General features: G+C 63.3%; 17 protein-coding genes. 6 read left to right on the top strand and 11 right to left on the bottom strand.

The window, feature by feature from the left end:
* Positions 1 to 4 precede the first annotated feature (4 nt).
* On the top strand, positions 5 to 1,132 hold the full coding sequence (locus tag J3P91_RS14570; RefSeq protein WP_434600822.1) for an acyl-CoA dehydrogenase: 1,128 nt from the start codon (positions 5 to 7) through the stop codon (positions 1,130 to 1,132).
* Between the two features lie 13 nt (positions 1,133 to 1,145).
* Positions 1,146 to 1,919 carry an enoyl-CoA hydratase gene (locus tag J3P91_RS14565; RefSeq protein ID WP_434600821.1) on the top strand — a complete coding sequence of 258 codons (774 nt, stop codon included), beginning with the start codon at positions 1,146 to 1,148 and terminating at the stop codon, positions 1,917 to 1,919.
* A gap of 499 nt (positions 1,920 to 2,418) precedes the next feature.
* Here J3P91_RS14565 and J3P91_RS14560 read toward each other — a convergent pair whose 3' ends face one another.
* The 7 genes from J3P91_RS14560 to J3P91_RS14530 all read right to left on the bottom strand — a co-directional run bounded on the left by J3P91_RS14560 (position 2,419) and on the right by J3P91_RS14530 (position 9,537).
* Positions 2,419 to 3,570 (bottom strand): acyl-CoA dehydrogenase family protein, encoded by a 1,152-nt coding sequence (locus J3P91_RS14560; RefSeq protein ID WP_434600820.1) that lies wholly within the window; start codon positions 3,568 to 3,570, stop codon positions 2,419 to 2,421.
* 2 nt (positions 3,571 to 3,572) lie between these two features.
* Positions 3,573 to 4,679 (bottom strand): enoyl-CoA hydratase/isomerase family protein, encoded by a 1,107-nt coding sequence (locus tag J3P91_RS14555; RefSeq protein WP_434600819.1) that lies wholly within the window; start codon positions 4,677 to 4,679, stop codon positions 3,573 to 3,575.
* Positions 4,680 to 4,813: 134 nt separating this feature from the next.
* Positions 4,814 to 5,521, bottom strand: a complete 708-nt coding sequence (locus J3P91_RS14550; RefSeq protein ID WP_434600818.1) for an HPP family protein — start codon at positions 5,519 to 5,521, stop codon at positions 4,814 to 4,816.
* A gap of 174 nt (positions 5,522 to 5,695) precedes the next feature.
* Complete coding sequence (locus J3P91_RS14545; RefSeq protein WP_434600817.1) at positions 5,696 to 7,072, bottom strand: UDP-glucose dehydrogenase family protein; 1,377 nt, start codon at positions 7,070 to 7,072, stop codon at positions 5,696 to 5,698.
* A gap of 87 nt (positions 7,073 to 7,159) precedes the next feature.
* Positions 7,160 to 8,101, bottom strand: coding sequence for a LysR family transcriptional regulator (locus tag J3P91_RS14540; protein WP_434600816.1), 942 nt, complete (start codon positions 8,099 to 8,101; stop codon positions 7,160 to 7,162).
* A gap of 59 nt (positions 8,102 to 8,160) precedes the next feature.
* Positions 8,161 to 8,709, bottom strand: coding sequence for a hypothetical protein (locus J3P91_RS14535; RefSeq protein WP_434600815.1), 549 nt, complete (start codon positions 8,707 to 8,709; stop codon positions 8,161 to 8,163).
* 24 nt (positions 8,710 to 8,733) lie between these two features.
* Positions 8,734 to 9,537 carry a putative hydro-lyase gene (locus J3P91_RS14530; protein ID WP_434600814.1) on the bottom strand — a complete coding sequence of 268 codons (804 nt, stop codon included), beginning with the start codon at positions 9,535 to 9,537 and terminating at the stop codon, positions 8,734 to 8,736.
* Between the two features lie 480 nt (positions 9,538 to 10,017).
* Between J3P91_RS14530 and J3P91_RS14525 the strand changes: the two genes are divergently transcribed.
* A complete protein-coding gene (locus J3P91_RS14525) occupies positions 10,018 to 11,259 on the top strand; it encodes an OprD family porin (RefSeq protein ID WP_434600813.1) in 1,242 nt (413 codons plus the stop codon).
* An 18-nt stretch (positions 11,260 to 11,277) separates the two neighbouring features.
* Here J3P91_RS14525 and phnE read toward each other — a convergent pair whose 3' ends face one another.
* The 4 genes from phnE to J3P91_RS14505 are packed head-to-tail and all read right to left on the bottom strand — an operon-like array spanning position 11,278 to position 14,508.
* Positions 11,278 to 12,045 (bottom strand): phosphonate ABC transporter, permease protein PhnE, encoded by a 768-nt coding sequence (gene phnE, locus J3P91_RS14520; RefSeq protein WP_434568375.1) that lies wholly within the window; start codon positions 12,043 to 12,045, stop codon positions 11,278 to 11,280.
* On the bottom strand, positions 12,042 to 12,869 hold the full coding sequence (locus J3P91_RS14515) for a PhnE/PtxC family ABC transporter permease (protein WP_434568376.1): 828 nt from the start codon (positions 12,867 to 12,869) through the stop codon (positions 12,042 to 12,044). Before J3P91_RS14515 ends, phnE begins: the two co-directional genes overlap by 4 nt.
* A complete protein-coding gene (locus J3P91_RS14510; RefSeq protein ID WP_434600812.1) occupies positions 12,863 to 13,660 on the bottom strand; it encodes a phosphonate ABC transporter ATP-binding protein in 798 nt (265 codons plus the stop codon). The genes J3P91_RS14515 and J3P91_RS14510 overlap by 7 nt, the downstream gene beginning before the upstream one ends.
* A complete protein-coding gene (locus tag J3P91_RS14505) occupies positions 13,657 to 14,508 on the bottom strand; it encodes a putative selenate ABC transporter substrate-binding protein (RefSeq protein ID WP_434568378.1) in 852 nt (283 codons plus the stop codon). The genes J3P91_RS14510 and J3P91_RS14505 overlap by 4 nt, the downstream gene beginning before the upstream one ends.
* 403 nt (positions 14,509 to 14,911) lie before the next feature.
* Here J3P91_RS14505 and J3P91_RS14500 point away from each other — a divergent pair, with 403 nt between their 5' ends.
* From J3P91_RS14500 to J3P91_RS14490, 3 genes are all read left to right on the top strand, one after another.
* Positions 14,912 to 15,775: a LysR substrate-binding domain-containing protein gene (locus J3P91_RS14500; protein ID WP_434600811.1), complete on the top strand. Its 864-nt coding sequence runs from the start codon at positions 14,912 to 14,914 to the stop codon at positions 15,773 to 15,775.
* A 119-nt stretch (positions 15,776 to 15,894) separates the two neighbouring features.
* Positions 15,895 to 16,947, top strand: coding sequence for a putative 2-aminoethylphosphonate ABC transporter ATP-binding protein (locus J3P91_RS14495; RefSeq protein ID WP_434600810.1), 1,053 nt, complete (start codon positions 15,895 to 15,897; stop codon positions 16,945 to 16,947).
* 13 nt (positions 16,948 to 16,960) lie between these two features.
* The gene (locus J3P91_RS14490; protein ID WP_434605143.1) at positions 16,961 to 18,664 is read left to right on the top strand and encodes a putative 2-aminoethylphosphonate ABC transporter permease subunit; all 1,704 of its coding nucleotides are present in this window, start codon (positions 16,961 to 16,963) and stop codon (positions 18,662 to 18,664) included.
* Positions 18,665 to 18,669 lie beyond the last annotated feature (5 nt).

The following is an 18,669-nucleotide window of genomic DNA, read 5'->3' as shown; positions in this document are numbered from 1 at the left end:
CACAATGCTTGCGACTGAAGAACAGACCCAGATCCGCGACATGGCCCGGCAATTCGCCCAGGAGCGCTTGAAGCCGTTCGCCGCCGAATGGGACCGTGAGCACCGCTTCCCCAAGGAGGCCATCGCTGAAATGGCCGAACTGGGCTTTTTCGGCATGCTGGTGCCGGAGCAATGGGGCGGCTGTGACACGGGCTACCTGGCCTATGCGATGACCCTGGAGGAAATCGCCGCCGGCGACGGTGCCTGCTCGACGATCATGAGCGTGCACAATTCGGTGGGCTGCGTGCCGATCCTCAAGTTCGGCACCGACGAACAAAAGACCCGTTTCCTCACGCCGCTGGCCAGTGGCGCGATGCTCGGCGCCTTCGCCCTGACCGAGCCCCAGGCTGGCTCCGACGCCAGCAGCCTGAAGACGCGGGCGCGGCTGGAGGGCGACCATTACGTGCTCAACGGTTGCAAACAGTTCATCACGTCCGGGCAGAACGCTGGCATGGTCATCGTGTTTGCCGTCACCGACCCGAGCGCCGGCAAGCGTGGCATCAGTGCGTTCATTGTGCCCACCGATTCGCCGGGCTACAGCGTCGCGCGGGTCGAGGACAAACTCGGCCAGCATGCTTCCGATACCTGCCAGATCCTTTTCGAGGATGTGAAGGTGCCGGTGGCCAATCGTCTCGGGGAGGAGGGTGACGGCTACAGGATCGCCCTGGCGAACCTCGAAGGCGGGCGAGTCGGCATCGCGGCGCAGTCGGTGGGCATGGCCCGCGCGGCGTTCGAAGCCGCTCGCGACTATGCCCGTGAACGCCAGAGCTTCGGCAAGCCGATCATCGAGCATCAGGCCGTGGCGTTCCGCCTGGCCGACATGGCGACCCAGATCGCCGTGGCGCGGCAGATGGTGCACTACGCCGCCGCGCTGCGCGATGCCGGCCAGCCGGCGCTGGTCGAAGCGTCCATGGCCAAGCTGTTCGCCTCGGAAATGGCCGAGAAGGTCTGCTCCATGGCCTTGCAAACCCTCGGTGGCTACGGTTACCTCAACGATTTCCCGCTGGAGCGCATCTACCGCGACGTGCGGGTCTGTCAGATCTACGAAGGCACCAGCGACATTCAGCGCATGGTCATTTCGCGCAACCTTTGAACAGGAGTCCCGCATGAGCTACGAAACGATTTTATTGGAGATCAAGGACCGTGTTGGCCTGATCACTCTCAACCGTCCCCAGGCGCTGAACGCCCTGAATGCGCAGATCGTCAGCGAGCTGAACCAGGCACTGGACCGCCTGGAGGCGGATCCGAAGATCGGCTGCATCGTCCTGACCGGCTCGAAAAAAGCCTTTGCCGCTGGCGCCGATATCAAGGAGATGGCCGAACTGACCTATCCGCAGATCTACCTGGACGATCTGTTCAGCGACAGCGACCGGGTTGCCAATCGCCGCAAGCCGATCATCGCGGCGGTGAACGGTTTTGCCTTGGGCGGCGGCTGCGAACTGGCCCTGATGTGTGACTTCATCCTGGCCGGTGACAACGCCAGGTTCGGCCAGCCGGAAATCAATCTCGGCGTGCTGCCGGGCATGGGTGGCACCCAACGCCTGACCCGTGCGGTGGGCAAGGCCAAGGCCATGGAAATGTGCCTGACCGGGCGCTTCATCGACGCGGTGGAAGCCGAGCGTTGCGGCATCGTGGCGCGCATCGTTCCGGCTGACGAGTTGCTGGACGAAGCCCTGAAAACCGCGGCCTTGATCGCCTCCAAATCGGTGCCCATCAGCATGATGGTCAAAGAGAGCGTCAACCGCGCCTTCGAAGTCAGCCTGTCCGAGGGCGTGCGTTTTGAGCGCCGGGTATTCCACGCGGCGTTCGCCACGCTGGATCAGAAAGAAGGCATGGCGGCGTTCGTGGCCAAACGCGCGGCGCAGTTCCAGGACAAGTAATACGGCGTTGAACCGATCCTCCGTGGCGAGGGAGCTTGCTCCCGCTCGGCTGCGCAGCAGTCGCAAAACCGGTCAATGCGATTTATCTGGAGAAAGCAGGGGCCCGCTTCGCAGGCCAGCGGGAGCAAGCTCCCTCGCCACAGGGGATGGTCTCCAGGCTGACGCTTCCCCTGAGCCTGTGGGAGCGAGCCTGCTCGCGATGGGGCCAGAACATTCAGCATCGCCGGGACAGACATACCGAGTTCGCGAGCAAGCCCGCTCCCACACAAGCCCGCCCTCACAGCATTGCGATACTGAACTGATCTTCCGTGGCGAGGGAGCTTGCTCCCGCTCGGCTGCGCAGCAGTCGCAAAACCGGTCAATGCGATTCACCTGGAGAAAGCAGCGGCCCGCTTCGCAGGCCAGCGGGAGCAAGCTCCCTCGCCACAGGGGATGGTCTCCAGGCTGATGCTCCCACATGAACCCTGTGGGAGCGAGCCTGCTCGCGAAGCTTCTGGCATCACACCAGGTGGTGCCTGAGCTCCCGAGCAATCACCATCCGCTGAATCTCGCTCGACCCTTCGTAGATCTGGGTGATCCGCGCGTCGCGGTAATAGCGCTCCACCGGGTAATCCTCAAGATAGCCATAGCCGCCATGGATCTGAATCGCCGAGGAGCAGACTTTCTCGGCCATTTCCGAGGCGAACAGCTTGGCTTGCGACGCCTCCGACAGGCATGGCTTGCCGGCGCTGCGCAGTCGCGCGGCATGCAGGATCAGCAGGCGAGCGGCGTTCAGGCGGGTGTGCATGTCGGCCAGCAGATTGGCGATGCTCTGGTGTTCGATGATCGGTTTGTCGAACTGCACCCGATCCCGGGAATAGGCCAGGGCCGCTTCGAATGCCGCACGGGCGATGCCCAGGGCCTGGGCGGCAATGCCGATGCGCCCGCCTTCGAGGTTGGACAGGGCGATGGCCAGGCCTTTGCCCCGTGCGCCCAGCAGGTTGGCTTCGGGAATGGTGCAGTTGCTCAGCGTGACGGCACAGGTATCCGAGGCTCGAATACCCATCTTGTGTTCGGTGCGGTCAACGATGAAACCGGGCGTGTCGGTGGGCACCAGGAACGCCGAAATGCCTTTTTTGCCAAGGTCCGCATCCGTCACGGCAAACACGATCGCCAGCTTGGCGCGCTTGCCATTGCTGACGAACTGCTTCGCGCCGTTGATTACCCATTGACCCTCTTTCAGTTCCGCCCGCGTACGCAGGTTGTGCGCCTCGGAGCCGGCCTGTGGTTCGGTCAGGCAGAAGCAGCCGATGGCCTGGCCGCTGGCGAGATCCGCCAGCCAGGTCTGTTTCTGCTCATCGCTGCCGAAATTGAGTACCGGCCCGCAACCTACGGAGTTGTGGATGCTCATCAGTGCTCCAGTAGCACCGTCACCTGCCGAGATTTCCTCCACCGCCAGGGCGTAGGCCACGTAGTCGACATAGGTACCGCCCCATTCCTCGGGCACCACCATGCCCAGCAGGCCCAGTTCGCCCATTTTTGCCACCAGCCCATCGTCGATCCAGCCGGCTTTTTCCCAGGCCTGGGCGTGGGGCGCGATTTCACCGCGGGCGAAATCACGGGCCATGTCGCGGATCATCACTTGTTCTTCGGTCAGCTCAAGGTCGTGCATGTTCAATTCCCGTGGTAGTCGAAGCCGTCGAAGAAACTCGCCACATGGTCGGCGTCCAGCGCTTCCAGGGTCGGTGGGTTCCAGCGCGGGTTCTTGTCTTTATCGATCAGCAGGGCACGTACGCCTTCGATCAGGTCGCCGCGCGCGAACCATTGCCGGTCCAGGTGCAGCTCCAGGGCAAAACAGTCTTCCAGGCTCAGGTGCCGGCCGCGTCGCAGCATTTCGAGGGTCACCGCCATCGCCAGGGGCGAGCGGGTTTCCAGCAGCTCGGCGGTCTTCAGCGCCCACTCGTGGCTGTTGGCGACCGTGACCTGGCGCAACTGCTCGACCATGCTCGGTACATCCGGCAGGGCGAAGAAATGATCGATGGCCGGCCGCAATTCGGCCAGGGGCGGGGCAGGCAACTGTTGGACCGCCATTTTCGCCAGCAGGCTTTGCAGGTCCTTGAGCGGTGAATCGCGCCAGTCCAGGCGGTCGAGACGTTCATCGAGCTGGGTGATTTTCTGGCTGTCGAGATACCAGTCGGCCAGCCCGCAATACAACGCGTCGGCGGCGCGGATCTGCACCCCGCTGACGCCCAGGTAGATACCCAGTTCACCGGGAATGCGCGGCAGGAAATAGCTGCCACCGACATCCGGGAAATAACCAATGCCGACTTCCGGCATGCCCAGTCGGCTGTGCTCGGTCACCACCCGCAGGTCGGCGCCTTGCACCAGACCCATGCCGCCGCCCAGCACGAAGCCGTCCATCAAGGCGAGGATCGGTTTGCGGTAATGGTGGATAGTCAGGTCGAGGGCGTATTCCTCGACGAAGAAATCTTCGTGCAGGGTGTCGCCCTGCTTGTGGCTGTCGTACAGCGAGCGGATATCGCCGCCCGCACAAAACGCCTTGTCGCCGGCACCGCGCAAGACAACGGCGCGGATCTGCGAATCGGTGGCCCAGCTATCGAGTTGCTGCTGCAAGCTGCGCACCATGCCCAGGGTCAGGGCATTCAGGCCGGCGGGGCGGTTCAGGGTCAGGTGGCCGATGTGGTTGCGAACGTCGACCAACACCTCGTAAGGCGCGGTTTCGATGCTGCCCGCAGCTTGGGATGAAACCTGAACTGTCATCGCTAACTCCCTGCTTTTATTGTTCTTTATAAATTTTTAAGCGCGTACCCGGTCGGGATCGTAACAGCGCAAATTTGCATTGCACAACCGGGATACGTGCAGGTCCTGTCTGCATATTTATAGCAGCCACAGGCTCAGCCGCGACCCGACAGCACCTCGGTGATGCTGCGACGCTTGGCATGCCGCTCGCTGGCGTGGATCAATTGTTCGAGATCCTCGGGGGTTACGTCGAAGAATGCTTCCATTTCCTCAAGCGCAAGTTTCAAGTCTTCGGCGGTGATCGCCTGGCGATCGACGGGGGGATGGTCGGCGGGAATCACCGCTACCGGCTCGCTGGCTGGCTTGGGATAGCGCACCCGCGTGAAGTTGTTGTAGGCCAGCGCGAAGACGAGCAGGCCGGAGCCGGCCAGCATGGCGGCGCCAAGCGCCTGCCAGTCGAGGGCGACGATGGTTGCGTCCGCCAGCACCAGCGTTGCCGCCAGGGCGCCGGCCGGTGGATGCAGGCAACGCAGCCAGCACATCAGCACCAGTGCCATGCCGGCCGCCAGGCATGCGCTACCCAGCGTGCGGCCGAGCACATGGGCGACGAGCAACGCCACGACCGATGCGCACAGATAACCACCGAAGATCGACCAGGGTTGGGCCAGGGCACCCGATGACACCGCAAACAACAGCACGGCCGAGGCGCCGAGCGGGCCGATCAGGTGTTGCGCCACTTCAAGACCGAATACCTGGCCACAGAGCCAGACACTGAACATTGTTCCAAGGGCCATGCCGATGGCGGCGCGACTCCATTCGGTGGGGCGGGTATTGATAGCAGCGGGGAACCAGCGAGCAAGCATCAAGCGAACATCCAAAAAACGAACAAAAAAAAGGGGCTTACGGGAGAATCCCTGAAAGCCCTTTAAGTGTTCCAACAATTGGGGGAGGAACGATGCACAGTGTGCCGCTCGCCAACCCTGCTTACAAATTCATATTAATGCTGGTTGAGTGCATTTATTTTGAAGCAATGAACGTCAGGCACTTCTGGCTCGCGGCCACGACTGCTGCGCGATGGGTAATTCGCAGGATTGCCCCCGGCCCATCGGGAAATAGCTGAAGCCCCTGTCGGCCATGCGATCCGGGTCGTAGAGGTTGCGCCCGTCAAAAATCACTGGCGCCTTGAGGCGTTGCTGGATCAACTGGAAGTCCGGCGCCTTGAACGACTGCCATTCGGTGCAGATAATTAACGCGTCGGCCCCGGCCAGCACCGATTCCGGTGTGCCCATGAGCATCAGTTTCGCTTCATTGGGATAGAGCAGCTGGGTCTGTTGCATGGCCTCCGGATCAAACGCCCGGACGCTGGCCCCGGCGGACCATAGCGCTTCCAACAGGGTGCGACTGGGCGCGTCGCGCATGTCGTCGGTGTTGGGCTTGAAGGCCAGGCCCCACAGTGCAAAGGTCTTGCCCCGCAGGTCACCCTGGTAGAAGGCCAGGATGCGTTCGAACAACTTGTGTTTCTGCCGCTGGTTGATGGTTTCCACCGCTTGCAGCAGATCGCTGGAGCAACGCGCCTGCTCGGCCGTGTGGATCAAGGCGCGCATGTCCTTGGGGAAACATGAACCGCCGTAGCCGCAGCCTGGGTAGATGAAGTGATAGCCGATGCGCGAGTCGGCGCCGATACCCTGGCGCACCGACTCGATGTCGGCGCCGAGGTGTTCGGCCAGTTCGGCGATCTGGTTGATGAAGCTGATCTTGGTCGCCAGCATGCCGTTGGCGGCGTATTTGGTCAGCTCCGCGCTGCGCACGTCCATGAACAGGATCCGGTCATGGTTGCGGTTGAACGGAGCATACAGGTCGCGCATGGTTTCGCGCACCTCCTCACGCTCGCAGCCGATCACGATGCGATCCGGGCGGCGGCAATCAGCGACCGCCGAGCCTTCCTTGAGAAATTCGGGGTTGGAGACGATATCGAACTGCAGCAGGCGACCGGCCTTGAGCAGGCATCGGTCGATGTGCGCCCGCAGGATGTCGCCGGTGCCCACCGGCACGGTGGACTTCTCCACGACAACAATTGGCTGTTCGCGATGGCGGGCGACCGCCTCACCAACGGCGAGGACTTGGCGCAGATCCGCCGAGCCGTCCTCCCTGGAGGGTGTTCCCACGGCAATAAACAGGACCTGCCCATGCTGCACCGCAACCTGTTCATCACAGGTAAAGCGCAAACGCCCGGCTTCCAGCCCCTCGCGCACCAACGTCGCCAGGCCCGGTTCGAAAATGCTCACCTGGCCCTGACGCAAGAGCTCGATCTTCTGCTCATCGATGTCCATGCACACCACGTCATGACCGACCTCGGCCAACACGACGGCTTGCACCAATCCAACGTAACCACTGCCGAACACACTGATTTTCATGGCGGACTCCCTGGACCATCCCGAGCGGGCGCCGGCAGCGGTTCGCCGCGGCGTGCTCATCCGAGAATAAGTCCGAGATGTTGCAGTTCACTGACAGTTAGACGGGGCCTCGCTTACCACCAACCGGTACGGCGCCGGCAGTTGCCCCACGTAGTCGTCCACCACCTCCCGCGTCAGGCTGACGATGTCTTCGACCCGCTCCATGCCCGCGCCGGTCCGCCAACTGGCGACGATGTCCATCACCGACGGCAGCGGCACGCCGTCCACCAGCGTCAAGCTGCCCTGGTTCAATTCGCCTACCACCAGCGCCGCCGGCATGGCGCCGATACCAAAGCCGTCACGAACCAGGCGGGTGATCGCCGAGGCGGAGTTCACGCAATTGATCCGCGGCGAGACGATGTTGGCCGAGTGCAGCATGTTCAGGAGATCCTGGTGGGGCCGGGAGTTGCGCGAGAAGGTCACGATGCGCTCCTGGGACAGTTCGTCCAGCGATGCATAGTGGCGGTCATAGGATGAGCCGGTGCGTACCACCCAGTGCATCGGGTAACGCGTCAGGAGCGCATTGCGTACGCTGTCGAGGCGCAGGATGTCGGTCTGGAAAATGATGTCCTGGTAGCCTTTCTCCAGTTGCGTGCACAGGTTGCTCGCGGTGTCGGCCGACAGTTCGATTTCCAGCGCCGGGTAGCATTCCATCAGGCGCGTGACCAACGGGCTGAGCCAGGTATGGATCACCGTGTCCATCGCGCCGATGCGAATCCGTCCGCGTACCTGGCGCGGGTCCTTGATCACGGCTTTCATGCTGTGCATGGTGTCCATGATGCGCTCGGCGTACTCCAGCACCCGCTGGCCTTCGGAAGTCAATGACACGCCCTTGGAATCACGCACGAACAGACGCACGCCCAACTCGTCTTCCAGGGCTGCAATCCGGCTGGAAATCGACGCCTGGGTGGTGAACAGCTTTTCCGCCGTGAGGCGAAAACTCTTCAGGCGGGCGACCCAGACGAAGGTTTCCAGAAACTTGATATTCATGGGCGGCGGCTCCTGAAACGGGCGGGGCTAGGTATTGGATTGTCCGGGAGCGCCGGTGATCAACCGGTCCTGCAATCCCTGGACGAGAGGTATTGGACCACGTCTTCAAGCGCCCTTGAATCCGGCACCTCGCCGAGGACCGCAGCGGCGTCGCACCACGGATATTCCAGACCCGACACCCAGGCCATGACTTCCGTAAGCTCGGCTGCCGGCAGGGTCTTCATGTGTTCGATGGTTATCGTGAGCCCCTCGGACAGCCCGGACTCGGAGCTGAATCGCCAGTCGTAGCGGCCACAACCGACCCTGACCTCACCGCTGTGTTTATCCGACATCGCGACCAACCATTTACACTCGTAGGTGCGGACGTTGGCATGAGGAGGGTTGCCCAGGCAGAACGTGTAGACGTTTTCGAACGCCTGGTTGAACCGGCTTACCAGCACGTCACCGATCGCGCCACGACCTTCGACATGCTCCGGGAAGGCGATGGAGCCGGTGCGGACCACCATGTCCAGGACTGCGTCCTGGATGAAGGCCTGATCCAGCAGGTGAGGGCGGTTGCCGTCCTTGGCGCGGATGTAATTTTCGATTGATCGCTGCGGGCTGTTCATCAGATCTCCATTTCAGGTCGGGTATCACAACGCGCTGTTCAAGACGTCGGTCACCAGCATACAACCCGGCGCGTGAGTGATGCACAGCGGCGGTCGCGAAGCCTGCACCACCGATTGCGGCGTCACGCCACAGGCCCAGAACACCGGGATCTCGTCGGCTTGCACCGGCACCGCGTCGCCATAGTCCGGCGTGTCCAAAGAATGAATGCCGATCAACGACGGATCACCCATGTGGACCGGGGCGCCATGGACGCTGGGCATGCGTCCGGTGATCTGGATCGCCTGGATCGCCGCGGCGGCCTTCATCGGGCGCATGCTCACGACCATTTTGCCAGACAGGCGCGCGGTGGCGCGCGTGTCGATGTTGGTGCGAAACATGGCGACGTTGCGCCCCAGGTCAATGTGCCGCAGGCGTATACCGGCCTCCAGCAGGGGTTGCTCGAACGAGAACGAGCAGCCGAGAGCGAAGGTCACCATGTCGTCCTGCCACAGGTGTTCGATGTCCATCGGCTCTTCGCTCAACTCGCCGTGACGAAAGACCCGATAGCGCGGTACTTCGTGGCGGATATCGATGGGCGCGCCGAGGTTGCGCAGGAACGGATCCCCCGGTTCGCTCACGTCCAGGACCGGACACGCCTGGCGGTTGAGCGTGCAGTAGCGCAGGAATTCGTCGGCCCAGTCACCCGGCAGGATCACGATGTTGGCTTGCACCCGGCCCTGGCCCAGGCCGCTGGTGTGGCCATGGTAGCGGCCGGCCGCGATGTTCTGGCGCAGGGCCTGGGGTGAACACTGCTGCAGTTGTTCGAATGTCAGGGCGGACGGCGGCATCTGGGATCTCCATTGGTTTTTTGTTAGAGCTCCTTTGTAGAAGCCCCGGACAACGGCGTCCAACAAGGAAAACTGGTACCCCCTGACAACAAAAAGTTATCCGACGCTCAAGGCAGCGAAGTCAGATCAGCTGCGACCCGCCATGCATCAGATTTTCTTATGCCCGAGCCGGCTTTTTTCCCGTTTGACGCTGTCCGGCGCCGGTGGGAAGAATCTGCCCCGACGTCAATGTTGTTCGCTTGAACGATTGATATCCCGTGGCGAGGGAGCTTGCTCCCGCTTGAGCGCGAAGCGTTCATAAAATGGGTCTGCTGCGCAGCCCAGCGGGAGCAAGCTCCCTCGCCACGGGTTCATCGTCTCTCTTGCGAGAACGTCACGTCGCCTCCATGGGCGACGTTCAAGACACTGCCCCAAACAATAAGCGAGGCGCGCCAGCCGTCCCCGACGGGAACACTCGCGCCCATAAAAAAGGAGCACGCCATGCACCGCTTCATCGCTAATCATTTCAACCGTAAACCCGTGGGCACGTTGCTCGGCCTCGGTCTGATGAGCGCGTCGAGTGCTCACGCCGATGTCATCAGCGACAGCAAGGCCAGCCTGGAAGCCCGCAACTTCTACTTCAACCGCGATTTTCGGCAGGAGGGCGCGCGGGACAAGGCCGAGGAGTGGGCGCAAGGCTTCCTGTTGCGCATCGAGTCGGGCTACACCGCCGGGACCTTGGGGTTCGGGCTGGACGCGTTGGCCATGGCCGGTTTCAAACTGGATTCGGGCGGCGGTACGGCAGGCACCAATCTGTTGCAGGCAGACTCGTCCGGGGGTTCCCAGGACCGCTACGGCGAACTTGGCCTCACCGCGAAGGCACGCTTGTCCAACAGCACCCTGAAAGTGGGCACCCTGCAAATCAAGGACCCGGTGGTCAATTCCAACGATACGCGCCTGCTCCCCGGGACCTTCAAGGGCGGGCTGTTGAGCGTGCAGGAAATCGACCGTCTGAAGCTGACTGCCGGGCAGCTTACACAGATCAACTTCGTCGACTCCACCCACTATCAGGACATGACGGCCAACCGCATTGGAGGCATCAGCGACCGCTTCCAGTTCGCCGGAGCGGACTACCAGTTCCTGCCGAATCTAACGGCGCAATACCGCTACGGCAAACTGGAGGACATCTATCAGCAGAACTACCTGGGCTTGGTCCATAGCCTGGACCTGGGCGCGGGCCAATCATTGAAAAGCGACGTGCGTTATTCCCGCAGCACCGAGGACGGCAGCTTCCGCGCTATCGACAACCAGGCGTTCGGGGCGATGTTCACCTATAGCCTCGATGGGCACGCCCTGGGCCTGGGTTACCAACGCATGAGCGGCGACGACCCATTTCCCTACATCTCGCGCAGCGATCCGTATCTGGTCAACTTCGTCCAGATCGGTGATTTCGCCAATGTCGACGAGCGCTCCTGGCAGGCCCGTTACGACTACAACTTTGCCGGCCTCGGCGTGCCGGGGCTGACGTTCATGACCCGCTACATCAGTGGCGACAACGTGCAACGCAGCGCGCCGGGTGAAGGCAAGGAATGGGAGCGCAACAGCGATATCGCCTATGTGATCCAGGACGGCACGTTGAAGGGGCTGGGGCTCAAATGGCGCAATGCCTCGGTGCGCTCGAACTTCGGCAATGACCTGGACGAAAATCGCCTGATCGTCAGTTACTCGATGGCGCTGTGGTGACGGCGCGCCGGGCGGCCGTCAGGCCTTGACCCAGCGCTGGCGGCTCCAACTGCTCAGGGTATCGACTATGAAGACCAGCAACAGCATGGCCAGGATCACCGTGCTGCCTTGGGCTTCCTGGAACAGGCTGAGGCTGACATAGAGCATCTGGCCCAGGCCGCCGGCGCCGACGAAGCCCAGCACACTGGCCATACGAATGTTGTTCTCCCAGCGGTAGAGGGTGTAGGCGAGCAGCTGCGGCATCAGGTTGGGCAGGGTGCCGTAGCAGAAAGCCGCGAGCGCGCTGCCACCTTGCAAACGGATCGCATCGGCGGGCTGCGACGGGGTGTTTTCCAGCGCCTCGGCGAACAGCCGGCCGAGCACGCCGATGGTGTGCAGGGTCAGCGCCAGCGTGCCGGCATTGGGGCCGAGCCCGGCGGCAAACACCATCAGCGCCGCCCACACCAGTTCCGGAACCGCGCGCAACGCGTTCAACACCAGGCGCGAGACGCTTTGCAACGGCCAGCCAAGGCGCCCGGCGGCCGGCAGTGCCAGTGCCAGCCCCAGCACCGCCGCGAGCAATGTGCCGATGGCGGACATGGCGATGGTTTCCAGCGCGCCGTGGCCGATCGCCTTGAGGTACGCCGGGCTCAGGTCCGGACTGAGGAAGCGTTGCGCATAAGCGGCCATCTGCTTGAGGCTCGCGCTGTCACCCAACGCGCCCAGGTCGATGCCCAGATAGCCGAACGAAGCGACGACCGCCGCACAAATGCCCAGCAGCAATAGCACGTTGAACAGCCGATTCATGCCAGTCTCCAGCGCAGCAGGCGGCTGAGCTGATCGGCGAACATCACCAGCACCAGGAAGGTCAGCAGCAGGCTGGCCACTTCACCGCCGGCGAACATGCGCAACGACAGGTCCATCTGCTGGCCCAGGCCACCCGCGCCGACAAAACCCATCACCACTGACGCGCGGATGGCGCATTCCCAGCGATACACGGTGTACGACAGCAGCTCGGCGGCGACGTTGGGCAGGATCCCGTAGCAGAACGCCGCGAGCCGGCCGCTGCCGGCCTGCATCAATGCGTGTGCCGGGCGCTGGTCGACCGATTCGAAGATTTCCGCATAGACCTTGCCCAGCATGCCGCTGTACGTGATGGCGATCGCCAGCACCCCGGCCGTCGGACCCAGGCCGACAGCGCGCACGAAGAGCAAGGCCCAGACGATTTCCGGCACGCTGCGCAGGAAGATCAACAGGCTGCGTATCGGCCAACGCAACCATTGGCCGAGATTGCCAGGCCTGCCGGAGCGGTAGGCGGCCGACAAGGACAATGCGCGGCTGGCCAGCAGGCTCGCGGGGACCGCCACCAGCAGCGCCAGGGCCATGCCGGCGGTGGCAATCGCCAGTGTCTGCAGGGTGGCTTGCAGCAGCAGGTCGACAAACGTCTCGTCATGGGCCGGTGGCCAGAACGCCGCGACGAACCGGCCCATTTCACTCTGGCTGTCGCTGGCCAGCAGCACGCCGAGGTCGACCTCGCTGAACCGAATGCCCGGCCACAGCAAGGCCAGGGCCAACAGGGTCAGGAGCAGGCGAGGGCGGGTGGCGGGGTCCCGGGCGTCACGCTTCAGCATCGCGGAATCTGCACGCTCGTAGGGAGTGGAGGGCTCGACATGGACTCCAATTGCTCGTTGGCATAAAGCGTGTCGAGCAGTTGGCGGTCGACCGCTTCGGTCGGCAAGTCGAACAGAATCTGCCCGTCACGCAGACCGATGATCCGGGAAAAATGCGCCAGCGCCAGCTCTACCGCGTGCAGGCTGGTGACCAGGGTCACGCGGTGCTCCCGGGCATGCTGGCAGAGCACCGCAAGTGTGTGCTCGGCCAACACCGGGTCCATCGCCGATACCGGCTCGTCCGCAAGCAATACCTCGGGCGCCTGGTACAACACGCGGGCAATGCCGACGCGTTGCAGCTGCCCACCGGACAACTGCTGGCATTGCGCGAACAGCTTGTCGCCCAGATCCAGCCGGGCCAACGCCGCCCGAGCGCCGGGAATGTCCAGCGGGTGCAGCAGGTTCAGCAGGCTCTTGCCCAGGCCCCACTGGCCGAGCTTGCCGGCCAGCACCGCGGTGACCACCCGTTGGCGCGGCGGCAGGGGAGGCGCCTGGTGGACCAGGCCGATGCGTGCGCGCAGACGCTGCCGCCGGCGCGCGGACAATTGCCAGACTGGCTCGCCCAGTACCTGCACCTCGCCAGCGCCCGGCCGCAGGGCGGTTGCGAGCACATTGAGCAGGCTCGACTTGCCCGCGCCGGACGGGCCGATGATGGCGACCTGTTCCCCCGCGCCAATGTGCAGATCCACGCCACGCAGCGCCTGCGCACCGTTGGCGTGGATGACGCTGGCTCGGGTCAGACGTAATGTCATTTCAGCAGTTCGGCGGCGCGTGCGGCTTCTTCGATGCCTTTGTAGTTCTCGGGCTTGGTCTCGATGAAGCGGCTGGCGGCCTGCAGATCAAGGATTTCCTTGTCCTTCGGGTTCGCCGGATCGAGGTCCAGGAACGCCGCCTTGATCTTCGCCGCCAGTGCCGGGTCGAGCGTGCCGCGCACGGTCCAGTTGTAATCGAAGTAGGCCGGGGTAGTCGCGAACACCTTGACCTTGCTGGTGTCGACCTTGCCGGCCGCCACCAGTTTGTCCCAGACGCTGGCGTTGAGCACACCGGCATCGACCTTGCCCGCCTGGACCCAGGCCGCCGTCGCATCATGGGCGCCCGAGTAGCCGACGCGGCTGAAATAGGTTTCCGGCTTGATGCCGTCCTTGAGCATGAAATAACGCGGCATCAGGCTGCCCGAGGTGGAAGAGATCGAACCGAAGGCAAAGCTTTTGCCCTTGAGGTCGGCCAGGGATTTGACCGCAGGGTCGGCGCTGATGAATTTACTGGTGAACTGGGCATCCTGTTCGCGCTGCACCAGCGGAATGGCGTTACCAGTCTTCAGGCGAGCCTGCACGAAGGTGAAACCGCCCAGCCAGGCCAGGTCGATCCGGTCGGTTGCCAGCGCCTCGACCACGGCGGGGTAATCGCTCACCGGTACGAACTCGACTTTCATGCCGATTTTTTGCTCCAGGTACGCCCCCAGCGGCTTGAACTTGCGCAGCAGTTCGGTCGGCGCTTCATCGGGAATCGCGCTGACCTTCAAGGTATCGGCCGCCTGCGTCAGAAGGGAGCTCAGGGACAGGGTCAAACCGACGGCCAGTGCCAGGGTACGCTTGAGCATGTAAATCTCCGGTGCATGTGGGGCGTGAGTGTTCAAGCGCCAGGCACGCTTTGAGGAGCCGCGTTGGCCTGGCGCATTGTGAGGGTAGACGAACAGGTGCAATCTTGATCGTTTCTGCCGACCAGGTAAATCCTGGCCCGTTTCGATGCGGGGATGCTACAAGGTCAAAGCCACGATGCAAGCGTAATGCTGTTCAACCAAGACAATCGACAAACCCGTGGCGAGGGAGCTTGCTCCCGTTGGGCCGAGATTCGGCCCCAAAACCTGCCAGATCGGAGTATCAGACACACCGCACCCGGCGCTTTACGACTGCTTCGCAGCCGAGCGGGAGCAAGCTCCGTCGCCACAAATAGACCATTTTTCTCAAGTAGATTGTCCCGTCACTTTTCTGGAGCGTCACGACATGCTCAGCGCCGAGCTGAAGTCTTTCCACATGGTCGCTCGCCTGGCCAGCGCCACCCAGGCGGCCAAGAAACTCGGGCTCAGCCAGCCGACGGTGACCACGCAGATCCGCAGCCTGGAAGCCCAGTACGGCGTCGAACTGTTCTATCGCGGCGGGCGCCGCCTGACACTCAGTGACCAGGGCGCGCAGCTGTTGCCGATGGTGCAGAAACTGTTGCAGCAGGAGGCCGACATCGAGTTTTTCCTGCGCAACAGCGGCCAGGTGCAAGGCACGTTGCGCATCGGTGCCACCGCGCCGTATTACGTGCTGGATATCATCAAGGCTTTTCGCGAGCAGTTTGCGCTGTGCGAAGTGACCCTGGAAATCGGCAACTCACTGCAGGTCATCGAGGCGCTGGAGGAGTATCGCGTGGACCTGGCCGCGTCCTCGCAACTGGTCGAGGATGCGCGCCTGACCCGGCTGGTGCTGGGGCACGATCCACTGGTGCTGGCGGTACATCGCGAGCACCCATTGGCCAGCCACGACCGTGTCGCCCCGAGCGCCCTGGCCGGGCATTGCCTGCTGATGCGCGAAACCGGTTCCACCACCCGCGCGCTCACCACAACGCTGCTGCGCGAGGCTGGGGTGGCGACCGGGCCGCTGCTGGAGATCGGCAGTCGCGAGTCGATTCGCGAAGCGGTCCTGCGCAACATCGGCATCAGCATCATTGCCCGTCACGAGGTGCCGGAGAATCCACAGCTCAAGGTGGTTGAGCTGGAAGGCGCGCCGCTGATCGCCGAATATCTGTACTGCCTCAAGGAGCGCCGCCAGGCCCGACTGCCGTCGGCATTCCTCGGCCTGGCACGAGAGACCAGCGCATCCTGAATTCGCTACACAAATCCGCCGATGTCACTATCGGCAGCTTTTAGCCAACTGCAATCAAGCCTTCGTACTGCCTGCCTACCATGACCCTCGTCGAGCTGACAGCTCATCGAGGTTATGTCATGACAAGAACACCTTCCGTAGACCTGCAGATACGCGACATCCATAAAGGCTTCGGCGCCTTCAAGGCGTTGGACGGGGTATCGCTGGAAATCGCCGCCGGTGAGCTGGTGTGCCTGCTTGGGCCTTCCGGCTGCGGCAAGACCACCTTGTTGCGCTGCATAGCGGGCCTGGAACGGCAACACCGCGGCACGATCATGATCGGCGCGCGGGATGTCTCCGCCCTGGCACCGCAGGCTCGCGACTACGGCATTCTGTTCCAGTCCTATGCGCTGTTTCCCAACCTGACCGTGGAGCAGAACATCGGCTACGGGTTGGCGGGCAACCACCGCGAGACGATCCGCAGCCGGGTCGGTGAGATGCTGGAACTGGTCGGGCTGTGTGGCAGCGAGAAAAAATATCCCGGCCAGCTCTCCGGCGGCCAGCAGCAGCGGGTGGCGTTGGCCCGCGCCCTGGCTCCGGCGCCCTCGCTGTTACTGCTCGATGAACCGATGTCGGCACTCGATGCCAGGGTGCGCGAGCACCTGTGCGGCGAGTTGCGTCAGCTGCAGAAACGCCTGGGCATTACCACGTTGATGGTCACCCACAACCAGGACGAGGCGATGCTGATGGCCGATCGCATCGCGGTGATCAATCAGGGCCGCGTCGAACAGTTCGCCAGTGCGCAACAGATCTACCGCGCGCCGGCGAGCGCCTTTGTGGCTGATTTCGTCGGCCAGGGCAACTGGCTGCCTTTCGAGCGCGGGCACGACGGACAGGTTCGCGTCGGCGGGCTCAGCCTCAGCGTGGAGGCCGCTGACGTGGGGCGCAGCGGTCGACTTTTCTGCCGTCCGGAAGCCATCCGGATCAACCCGTTGACGCCCGAAGCCAACCTGTTCGATGCGCAACTGCGCGAGCTGACGTTCCTCGGCAACCGCTGCCGGCTGAGCTTCGAGCTGGACGCGTTGCCGGGCCACACCCTGCTCGCCGAGCTGGAGCCGCAGGCCATGCCCGGGTTGCCCCAGGCGCGGCTGAAAATCGCGCTGCCGGCCCACAGCCTGCAGGTGTTCAATTGATATGCAAAACACGATGATCCTCAAGCCGACCGCAGTGCAGGCACCTCAGGTGCCCGGTGACCTCGCAGACCGATTGTTCATACGCGGCGGTCAGTGGCTGCTGCTGGTGTTGCTGGTGCTGGCGGTATTGCTGCCCTTGCTCGCCATGCTGTGGCGCGCCTTCAGCGGCGATGCCAGCCAGGGTGGTGGCCTGCAAGCGGCGTTGACGCTGCTGGCCAGTGCCAATTTCCGCTGGCTGCTGGGCAACAGCCTGACGGTTTCAATGACCGTCGCGCTTATCGTCGTGCCGCTGGCCTATGCGTTCGCCTACGCATTGCAGCGCACCTGCATCGTGGCAAAGCCGGTGTGGCGGGGCATCTCGCTGCTGCCGCTGCTGGCTCCCTCGATGCTGCCCGGCATTGCGCTGATCTATCTGTTCGGCAACCAGGGGCTGCTGCGCGATTTCAGCGCCGGCAACATCTATGGTTTCTGGGGCATTGTCCTGGGGCAGGCGATCTACACCTTTCCCCATGCCATGATGGTGCTGATGTCGGCGCTGGCGCTGGCGGACGCACGGCTGTTCGACGCGGCCTCAAGCATGGGCGCCTCGCCATGGCGGACGTTTTGCACCATCACCTGGCCCGGCAGCCGGCAAGGGGTGTTCGCGGCTTTCTGCCTGGTGTTCACCTTGTGCATCACCGATTTCGGCGTGCCGGTCACGGTCGGAGGCGACTATCAGGTGCTGGCGCTGGAAGCCTACAAGTCCGTCGTTGGCCAGCAGCAGTTTGGTCGCGGCGCGCTGATCGGCATGATTCTGCTGCTGCCCGCATTGCTCAGTTTCGCCGTGGACATGTGGCTGCGCCGTACTCAACGCGAAGCCATGGGCGGTCGCGCACAGGTGTATCACCCGCAACCTTCGCGGGGGCGGGATGCAGCCTTCCTGAGCGTCACGGCACTGATCGGCGGCGTTCTGCTCGGCGTGTTCGGCATGGCAGTCTACGCATCGCTCGTGCAGTTCTGGCCGTACGACCTGTCCTTGTCCCTTGACAACTATGCCTTCTCCGAACTGCCCGGCGGTTGGCTGGCCTATCGCAACAGCCTGCTGCTGGCGGTGTGCAGCGCGGCGTTCGGCAGCCTGGCGATCTTCACCGGTGCCTACCTGATCGAGAAGACTCGGCAGAGCGCATTGACGCGCACCCTGCGGCTGCTCAGCTTCGTCCCGATGGCCGTGCCCGGGCTGGTGCTGGGCCTGGGCTACGTGTTCTTTTTCAATCTGCCGGGCAATCCGCTCGGTAGCCTCTACGGCAGCCTGGCCTTGCTGGTTGTCTGTACGGTCGCGCACTTCCTGACAACGGCGCATATGACGGCCAGCACCGCCTTGCGCCAACTCGACGATGAGTTCGAGGCCGCCTCCCTGGCGCTGAAAGTCCCGCTGGTTCGCCACTTCCTGCGGGTGACGCTGCCCATTTGCCTGCCGGCATTGCTCGACATCGTTCGTTACCTGTTCGTGTCGGCGATGACCACGGTCTCAGCGGCGATTTTTCTCTACAGCCCTGACAGCGTTCTGGCTGCGGTGGCCGTGCTGAACATGGACGACGCCGGCAACGTCGGCGGGGCCGCCGCGATGGCGACGCTGATCCTGCTGACTTCGGCCAGCGTATCGCTGCTGCTGGCAATGCTGTCGCGCCGCCTGCTGCGCCGCTCCCAGGCCTGGCGCCAGCCGGCACCGGGCCTTTGAACAAC

Source organism: Pseudomonas sp. Z4-7, assembly GCF_051131965.1.
In the GTDB taxonomy this organism is placed as follows: Bacteria; Pseudomonadota; Gammaproteobacteria; order Pseudomonadales; family Pseudomonadaceae; genus Aquipseudomonas.
Note: the sequence above shows the minus strand (reverse complement) of the source record. Positions and strands in the feature narration are given on the sequence as shown.

Bases quoted from the DNA above. Each gene is read 5' to 3' on its own strand.
- J3P91_RS14490 (WP_434605143.1), top strand. From the start codon at position 16,961: ATGATCCTCAAGCCGACCGCAGTGCAGGCACCTCAGGTGCCCGGTGAC.
- J3P91_RS14555 (WP_434600819.1), bottom strand. From the start codon at position 4,679: ATGACAGTTCAGGTTTCATCCCAAGCTGCGGGCAGCATCGAAACCGCG.
- J3P91_RS14545 (WP_434600817.1), bottom strand. From the start codon at position 7,072: ATGAAAATCAGTGTGTTCGGCAGTGGTTACGTTGGATTGGTGCAAGCC.
- J3P91_RS14510 (WP_434600812.1), bottom strand. From the start codon at position 13,660: ATGACATTACGTCTGACCCGAGCCAGCGTCATCCACGCCAACGGTGCG.
- J3P91_RS14550 (WP_434600818.1), bottom strand. From the start codon at position 5,521: ATGCTTGCTCGCTGGTTCCCCGCTGCTATCAATACCCGCCCCACCGAA.
- phnE (WP_434568375.1), bottom strand. From the start codon at position 12,045: ATGAATCGGCTGTTCAACGTGCTATTGCTGCTGGGCATTTGTGCGGCG.
- J3P91_RS14500 (WP_434600811.1), top strand. From the start codon at position 14,912: ATGCTCAGCGCCGAGCTGAAGTCTTTCCACATGGTCGCTCGCCTGGCC.
- J3P91_RS14530 (WP_434600814.1), bottom strand. From the start codon at position 9,537: ATGCCGCCGTCCGCCCTGACATTCGAACAACTGCAGCAGTGTTCACCC.
- J3P91_RS14560 (WP_434600820.1), bottom strand. From the start codon at position 3,570: ATGCACGACCTTGAGCTGACCGAAGAACAAGTGATGATCCGCGACATG.
- J3P91_RS14495 (WP_434600810.1), top strand. From the start codon at position 15,895: ATGACAAGAACACCTTCCGTAGACCTGCAGATACGCGACATCCATAAA.
- J3P91_RS14535 (WP_434600815.1), bottom strand. From the start codon at position 8,709: ATGAACAGCCCGCAGCGATCAATCGAAAATTACATCCGCGCCAAGGAC.
- J3P91_RS14515 (WP_434568376.1), bottom strand. From the start codon at position 12,869: ATGCTGAAGCGTGACGCCCGGGACCCCGCCACCCGCCCTCGCCTGCTC.
- J3P91_RS14565 (WP_434600821.1), top strand. From the start codon at position 1,146: ATGAGCTACGAAACGATTTTATTGGAGATCAAGGACCGTGTTGGCCTG.
- J3P91_RS14540 (WP_434600816.1), bottom strand. From the start codon at position 8,101: ATGAATATCAAGTTTCTGGAAACCTTCGTCTGGGTCGCCCGCCTGAAG.
- J3P91_RS14505 (WP_434568378.1), bottom strand. From the start codon at position 14,508: ATGCTCAAGCGTACCCTGGCACTGGCCGTCGGTTTGACCCTGTCCCTG.
- J3P91_RS14570 (WP_434600822.1), top strand. From the start codon at position 5: ATGCTTGCGACTGAAGAACAGACCCAGATCCGCGACATGGCCCGGCAA.
- J3P91_RS14525 (WP_434600813.1), top strand. From the start codon at position 10,018: ATGCACCGCTTCATCGCTAATCATTTCAACCGTAAACCCGTGGGCACG.